Origin of the sequence: Micromonospora sp. (assembly GCF_048594385.1) — a bacterium.
Classification (GTDB): Bacteria; Actinomycetota; Actinomycetes; order Mycobacteriales; family Micromonosporaceae; genus Micromonospora; species Micromonospora wenchangensis.
In genome coordinates this window covers 1-5987 of sequence record NZ_JBMDWU010000240.1, presented here as the reverse complement: position 1 = coordinate 5987, position 5987 = coordinate 1, and the positions used below count along the sequence as shown (strand labels likewise).

The following is a 5987-nucleotide window of genomic DNA, read 5'->3' as shown; positions in this document are numbered from 1 at the left end:
GGCCGCAAGCCTTAATGGACGGGCATTTTAGGCATCACACAGCGACATCAGAACCGCACGCGGCGCGTTCGGAGATGTACTAGAAGCGTGCTTCGGCACTGTTGCCCATCAGGCGGTCGACCGTTTGCGCGGTATCGGCGCGGCCACCGCCCGGCGGCTGGCCGCCGACGGCATGGTCGTCGCCGTGGTCGACATCGACGAGGCGGCGACCGGGCCGACCGTGGACGCGATCACCGCCGCCGGTGGCCGGGCCCTCGGCGTCGGCGCGGACGTCGCCGACCGGGAGCAGGTCGAGGCCGCCGTCGACCGGGTCGCCACCGAACTGGGCGGGCCGACCGTGCTGGTCAACAACGCCGGGGTGCTGCGGGACAACCTGCTGTTCAAGATGACCGACGCCGACTGGGACACCGTGCTGGGGGTGCACCTGCGCGGCGCGTTCCTGTTCAGCCAGGCCGCCCAGCGGCACATGGTCGAGCGGAAGTACGGCCGGATCGTCAACCTGTCCAGCACCTCGGCGCTGGGCAACCGGGGCCAGGCCAACTACGCGGCGGCCAAGGCCGGCCTGCAGGGCTTCACCAAGACCCTCGCCATCGAGCTGGGGCCGTTCGGGGTGACGGTCAACGCGGTCGCCCCCGGCTTCATCGTCACCGACATGACGGCCGCCACCGCCGCCCGGATGAAGGTCGACTTCGACGACCTCCAGAAGCACGCCGCCGCCGAGATCCCGGTCCGCCGTCCGGGTCGGCCGGAGGACGTCGCGCACACCATCTCGTTCCTGGTCAGCGAGGGCGCGTCCTTCGTCTCCGGCCAGGTCATCTATGTCGCGGGCGGCCCGAAGGACTGACCGGGGCCGGGGCACCCGCGTCGGGAGCCGGCGTCAGGCGTCGGCGGCGGTGCGGGTGCGCCACAGCCAGAGCAGGCCCAGCACGGGCAGCACCAGCGGGATGTAGCCGTACCCGCTGCCGAAGCCGGACCAGACCGTCTCGTCGGGGAACAGCTCGGGGTCGACCAGGCTGAGCACGCCGACCCCGACCACCCCGACCAGCTCCACCGAGCAGCAGGCCAGCGCGACCCGCCGGCCGGCGTGCCCGGCGCGGGCCAGCCCGACCGCCGCCACGATGTAGATCAGCGCGGCCACCGCCGAGAGCAGGTACGCCACCGGCGCCTCGTCGAACTTCGTGGCGATCTGGAGCGCGGCCCGGGAGGTGGCGGCGATGGCGAACAGGATGTAGACGGCGATCAGCAGTCGTCCCGGCCCCGCGTTGGTGGCGCGCCGCGCCGTCCGGGTGTCAGCCACCGACGACCTCCCAGGTCTGTTGCAGCCGGACCACGACCACCGGCAGGACCAGGCAGACCGCGCAGACGATCGCCGACCCCCACCGGGTCGGTTCCATCCGGGCCAGCACCCAGGCCAGCGGGGGCAGGCAGACCAGCGTCACCAGGTAGCCGAAGAACGCGCCCGGCTCGCCCGCCCGCTCACCCCCGACGACGGCGACCAGGGCCAGCACGGTCAGCGCGAGCAGCGCCACCTCCAGCAGGCCCAGCCCGACCGACTGCACCAGGTCCGGCGGGCGGTGCCGGACCGCCGCCACCAGCGCCCACAACGCGAGTACGAGCGACAGCCCGATCGTCACGGTGGCGAGCACCCCGTCCACCGGCGAACCGGCCGACGCCGCGCCGGTCATCGCCGCCATCCGATCGGTGTCTCGGTCACCGGCACAGCCTACTAACCGGCGTAGTAATCACCGTCGTCCCGGTCCCGGGTCGGCGGCCCGGGTCTCCGGGCGGCGGCCCGCCGGTGCGGGTAGGTGGCCCTCGGCTGCGGAAACAGGGGCGGGTGACTAGCGTGGATCACGGCCGCGACGGGCGTGGCCGACGACGAGACCGGGGGTACCCCGTGCTGCGGTTCGGCCTGTTCGGCACCGGTCACTGGGCGGCGCGCACGCACGCCGCCGGGCTGGACGCCCATCCCCGCGCCGAACTGGTGGGGGTCTGGGGACGCAACCCCGAACGGGCCGCCGCGCTGGCCACCCGGCACGGCGTCCCGGCCTTCGACGACGTCGACGCGCTGCTCGACGCCTGCGACGCGGTGGCCGTGGCGCTGCCCCCGGACGTGCAGGCCGGGATCGCCGTCCGGGCCGCCACCGCCGGCCGGCACCTGCTGCTGGACAAGCCCCTCGCGCTGAGCCTCGACGAGGCCGACGGGGTGGTCGCCGCCGCGCGGTCCGCCGGGGTGGCCTCGGTGGTCTTCTTCACCCAACGCTTCCACCCCAACGTCGACGGCTTCCTCACCGCCACCGCCGCGGCCGGCGGCTGGCAGCACGCCCGGGTCACCCAGTTCGCCTCGATCTACGCCCCCGGCAGCCCGTACGGCGGCTCCCGGTGGCGGCGGGAGCAGGGCGCGCTGTGGGACATCGGCCCGCACGCGCTGTCGATCGTGCTGCCGGTGCTCGGCCGGGTCACCCGGGTCGCCGCGATGGACGGCCCCGGCGGGCTGGTGCACCTGCTGCTCACCCACGACGGGGGTGCGACAAGTGCGCTGTCGCTGACCCTGGACGCCCCGTCGACTGCGGTGACCCGGGACGTCGTCTTCTACGGCGACAACGGCGTCGAGGCCGTACCGCCGGGCGACGGCAACGCGCTGACCGCGTTCGGCACGGCCGTCGACCAACTGCTGGGGCAGGTCGACTCGGGTGACCGGGACCACCGGTGTGACGTCCGGTTCGGCCGGGAGGTGGTGGCGGTCCTGGCGGCTGCGGAGACCGCCCGCGCCGAGGCCCGCACGGTCGACCTCCAGCCCTGACCCCTGCCCCTTGCCGCCCCCCGGCGGCATGACGGTGGGCGGGCGAGAGTTGTCCTGTCGAGGTGACCATGGGTCACTGGTTGCCGACACCGGTATCGCGCGCCGACGGAACGGCTGCTCCCGACCCGCTCACCCGGCCAGGTGTGCGGGCCACTCGGGGCGCGGCGGGGGCTGGCCGGATCGGCGGCCGGCGGGGTCGTGGTGGAACGCCGGAAAAACGCGTTGCGCACCGTGGGGTGTGCGCTAGCGTGGCCGCCATGTGTATGCACGCCCTGATCACCGTGGCCGTCACGTCGGCCGCGCGGGGCCCCCTCCTGGTGGCCCGCCCGCGAGTCCGGCGTCCGGCCCTGGCCGGCCGGGACGCCCACCGCGCCTGACCCGAAGCACCATCCCGGCCTGACCGCCACCGTGGTCTGACCGTCACTGGGGCCTGACCGCCTCCGTTGTCTGACCGCCTCCGTGGTCTGACCGCCATCGTGGCCGGTCACGGTCCGCGTCGCCCGTCCGACCCGCCCGGTCCGACCGGCGACGTCGGCCCCGACCGCGCCCGGTGGCCGTCGGGCCGGGCCACCGGCTGCGCTCTCTTCGCGTCGCGTCCCCGCCGATCTCTCCAGGGCCGTCCGAGTCCCGATCCACTCGGACAGGCCCGGCAGCGTGCTGTGCCTGTCCGTACCGTCGCCGAGCGGCGACAGACAGGACGAGCCCCGTGGCGCCCCGCCCCGACCGCACCACCGCACGCGACCGGTCCCGTCGCGTACTGTCCCAGAACTTCCTCGCCGACCCGGCCGCCGTGACCCGGATGGTCCGGGCGGCCCGGAGCGGCCCGGACGACCTGCTGCTGGAGGTGGGTGCCGGCCGTGGCCAGCTCACCCGGCCACTGGCGCAGCGGTGCGGCCGGCTGATCGCCTACGAGGTCGACCCGGCCGTCATCCCCGCCCTGGCGGCGGTGTGCGCGACGCTGCCGCACGTGCGGCACCGGCAGGCCGACTTCCTGACCGCCGCGCCACCCGATGAACCGTTCGCCGTCGTCGGCAACGTTCCCTGGTCGCTGACCGCCGCGGTGGTCCGCTGGTGCCTCGCCGCGCCCCGGTTGCGCGCGGCCACCCTGCTCACCCAGTGGGAGTACGCCCGCAAGCGGACCGGTGACCTCGGCCGGTGGAGCCGGCTGACCGTGCTGACCTGGCCGGAGTACCACTGGCGGCTGTCCGGCCGGGTGGCCCGCACCGCGTTCCGCCCGGTGCCCGCCGTCGACGGGGGCATCCTGCGGATCGAACGCCGGCCGGCGGCGCTGCTGGACCCGGCCGGGCTGCCCGCGTACCGGAAGAGGGTGGAGCTGGGGTTCGGCGGGGCGGGCGGGTCGCTCGCGGCCTCGCTGCGCGCGGCGCATCCGGGCCGGCGGGTCGACGGCGCGCTGCGGGCGGCGCGGCTCGACCCGGCGACCCCGGTCGGCCTGGTCTGGCCGGAACAGTGGCTGGTGCTGTTCCGGTTGCTGCACGCTCCCACGGGCCGCGCCGGTGGCCGGCGGTGGTGACCGGTCGGTGGGGCCAGGCGGACGGCTCAGGCGAGCGTGCCGAGGGCCTCGTTCAGCTCGGCCGGGTCGTCGAACTGCCCGACGGGCAGCGCCCGCAGCATCTGGAGCAGTTCGGTGCTGGCACCGTTCTCCTGACCCCAGCGGACCAGGTCCTCGCGGGAGACCGGGTAGTCGAGCCCGGCCAGGTACTCCTGCAACTGCATCCCGGTGACGGTCATGCCGGCGGCTACCCGTTCCACCCGCCGCCACACCGCCCACCGCGCACCGGACGGCGGTTTGTCGGCCGACCCTGCCGGGTAGCCCCGCCCATGCTGGTACAGCGGCTCGGTACGCCGAGCGACTTCGACCCGCTGCTGGAGCGCGCCCGGGACGCCCGGGTGGTGATGATCGGCGAGGCGACGCACGGCAGTCACGACTACTACCGGTTGCGTGAGCAGCTCACCCGACGGCTCATCGCCGAGCAGGGGTTCGACTTCGTGGCGGTGGAGGGCGACTGGCCGGACTGCGACCGGGTGCACCGCTCGGTGGTGGGCGCGCCCGGCGGCGCACAGGACCCGCGTACCGCGCTGGGCCGGTTCACCCGCTGGCCCACCTGGATGTGGGCCAACGCCGAGGTGGACCGGTTCTGCCGCTGGCTGCGGGCGTGGAACCTGGAGCGCCCGGAGCGGGAACGGGCCGGTTTCCACGGACTCGACGTCTACAGCCTGTGGGAGTCCATGCAGGCCATCTTCGACTACCTGGGCGAGGAGGACCCGAAGTCGATGGAGGCGGCGCAGGACGCCTACCGGTGCTTCGAGCCGTACGGCCGCCGGGTCGAGGAGTACGGCGCGGCCAGCCGGTTCGTCTCGGCCCGCTGCGAGGAGGAGGTGATCCGGCTGTTGGCGCGTACCCGGGCACACGTCGCCTCGGACGGCCCGGACGCGTTCGCGGCCTGGCAGAACGCGGAGGTGGTGGCCGGCGCGGAGCGGTACTACCGGGCGATGGTGCACGGCGGGCCGGATTCCTGGAACGTGCGCGACATCCACATGGCCGACACCCTGGACCGGCTGCTCACCCGGTACGGCCCGGGGTCACGGGGGATCGTCTGGGCGCACAACACCCACATCGGGGACGCCCGCGCCACCGACATGGCCGGCGACGGGATGGTCAACATCGGTCAGCTCGCCCGGGAACGCCTCGGCCGGGACGCGGTGACGCTGATCGGCTTCGGCGGCTACCGGGGCACCGTGGTCGCCGCCCCGCACTGGGGTTCACCGGCCGAGGTGATGGCGGTGCCGCCGGCCCGGGAGGGCTCGGTGGAGTGGCGGCTGCACGAGTTGCTGCCGGAGCGGGCGGTGCTCGTCTTCGGTGGCCCCGACCAGCCCGACTGGGTCACCGGCACCGTCGAGCACCGGGCCATCGGGGTGGTCTACGACCCGACCTTCGAGCGCTGGGGCAACTACGTGCCGAGCCGGCTGGCCGACCGCTACGACGCCCTCGTCTGGTGCGACGAGTCCACCGCCCTGCACCCCCTACCCACCCACACCACCACCGGCGAACTGGAAACCTACCCCGCCGGCGTCTGACCCCGTCCCTCCGTCTCCTGCGTGGATCATGGAGTTGTGGTGCCCGGTCCGGGGGTGTTCCTCCCGTTCCGTCCGGCACCACAACTCC

6 protein-coding genes and 1 pseudogene are annotated in these 5987 nt (G+C 74.3%); 4 read left to right on the top strand and 3 right to left on the bottom strand.

What is annotated here, in order from left to right; all coding sequences use genetic code 11:
• Nucleotides 1-124: 124 nt before the first annotated feature.
• Nucleotides 125-844, top strand: a complete 720-nt coding sequence (locus ACOJTC_RS12535; RefSeq protein ID WP_420116976.1) for an SDR family oxidoreductase — start codon at nucleotides 125-127, stop codon at nucleotides 842-844.
• Here ACOJTC_RS12535 and ACOJTC_RS12530 read toward each other — a convergent pair.
• Both ACOJTC_RS12530 and ACOJTC_RS12525 read right to left on the bottom strand, forming a co-directional pair.
• A pseudogene (locus ACOJTC_RS12530) lies at nucleotides 817-1297 on the bottom strand (hypothetical protein). The gene ACOJTC_RS12535 and the pseudogene ACOJTC_RS12530 sit on opposite strands and share 28 nt — an antisense overlap.
• A complete protein-coding gene (locus tag ACOJTC_RS12525; RefSeq protein WP_204926896.1) occupies nucleotides 1290-1694 on the bottom strand; it encodes a hypothetical protein in 405 nt (134 codons plus the stop codon). The pseudogene ACOJTC_RS12530 and the gene ACOJTC_RS12525 overlap by 8 nt, the downstream one beginning before the upstream one ends.
• A gap of 203 nt (nucleotides 1695-1897) precedes the next feature.
• On the opposite strand from ACOJTC_RS12525, the gene ACOJTC_RS12520 reads away from it, so the two are divergent.
• Nucleotides 1898-2803: a Gfo/Idh/MocA family protein gene (locus tag ACOJTC_RS12520; RefSeq protein ID WP_420116975.1), complete on the top strand. Its 906-nt coding sequence runs from the start codon at nucleotides 1898-1900 to the stop codon at nucleotides 2801-2803.
• 706 nt (nucleotides 2804-3509) lie between these two features.
• Nucleotides 3510-4334: an ErmE/ErmH/ErmO/ErmR family 23S rRNA (adenine(2058)-N(6))-methyltransferase gene (gene erm / locus ACOJTC_RS12515; RefSeq protein WP_420116974.1), complete on the top strand. Its 825-nt coding sequence runs from the start codon at nucleotides 3510-3512 to the stop codon at nucleotides 4332-4334.
• A 26-nt stretch (nucleotides 4335-4360) separates the two neighbouring features.
• Here erm and ACOJTC_RS12510 read toward each other — a convergent pair whose 3' ends face one another.
• The gene (locus tag ACOJTC_RS12510) at nucleotides 4361-4552 is read right to left on the bottom strand and encodes a DUF2795 domain-containing protein (RefSeq protein ID WP_420116977.1); all 192 of its coding nucleotides are present in this window, start codon (nucleotides 4550-4552) and stop codon (nucleotides 4361-4363) included.
• Nucleotides 4553-4642: 90 nt separating this feature from the next.
• Here ACOJTC_RS12510 and ACOJTC_RS12505 point away from each other — a divergent pair, with 90 nt between their 5' ends.
• Complete coding sequence (locus ACOJTC_RS12505) at nucleotides 4643-5899, top strand: erythromycin esterase family protein (RefSeq protein ID WP_204926900.1); 1257 nt, start codon at nucleotides 4643-4645, stop codon at nucleotides 5897-5899.
• Nucleotides 5900-5987: the final 88 nt, after the last annotated feature.

Bases quoted from the DNA above. Each gene is read 5' to 3' on its own strand.
- ACOJTC_RS12525 (WP_204926896.1), bottom strand. From the start codon at position 1,694: ATGGCGGCGATGACCGGCGCGGCGTCGGCCGGTTCGCCGGTGGACGGG.
- ACOJTC_RS12505 (WP_204926900.1), top strand. From the start codon at position 4,643: ATGCTGGTACAGCGGCTCGGTACGCCGAGCGACTTCGACCCGCTGCTG.
- ACOJTC_RS12510 (WP_420116977.1), bottom strand. From the start codon at position 4,552: ATGACCGTCACCGGGATGCAGTTGCAGGAGTACCTGGCCGGGCTCGAC.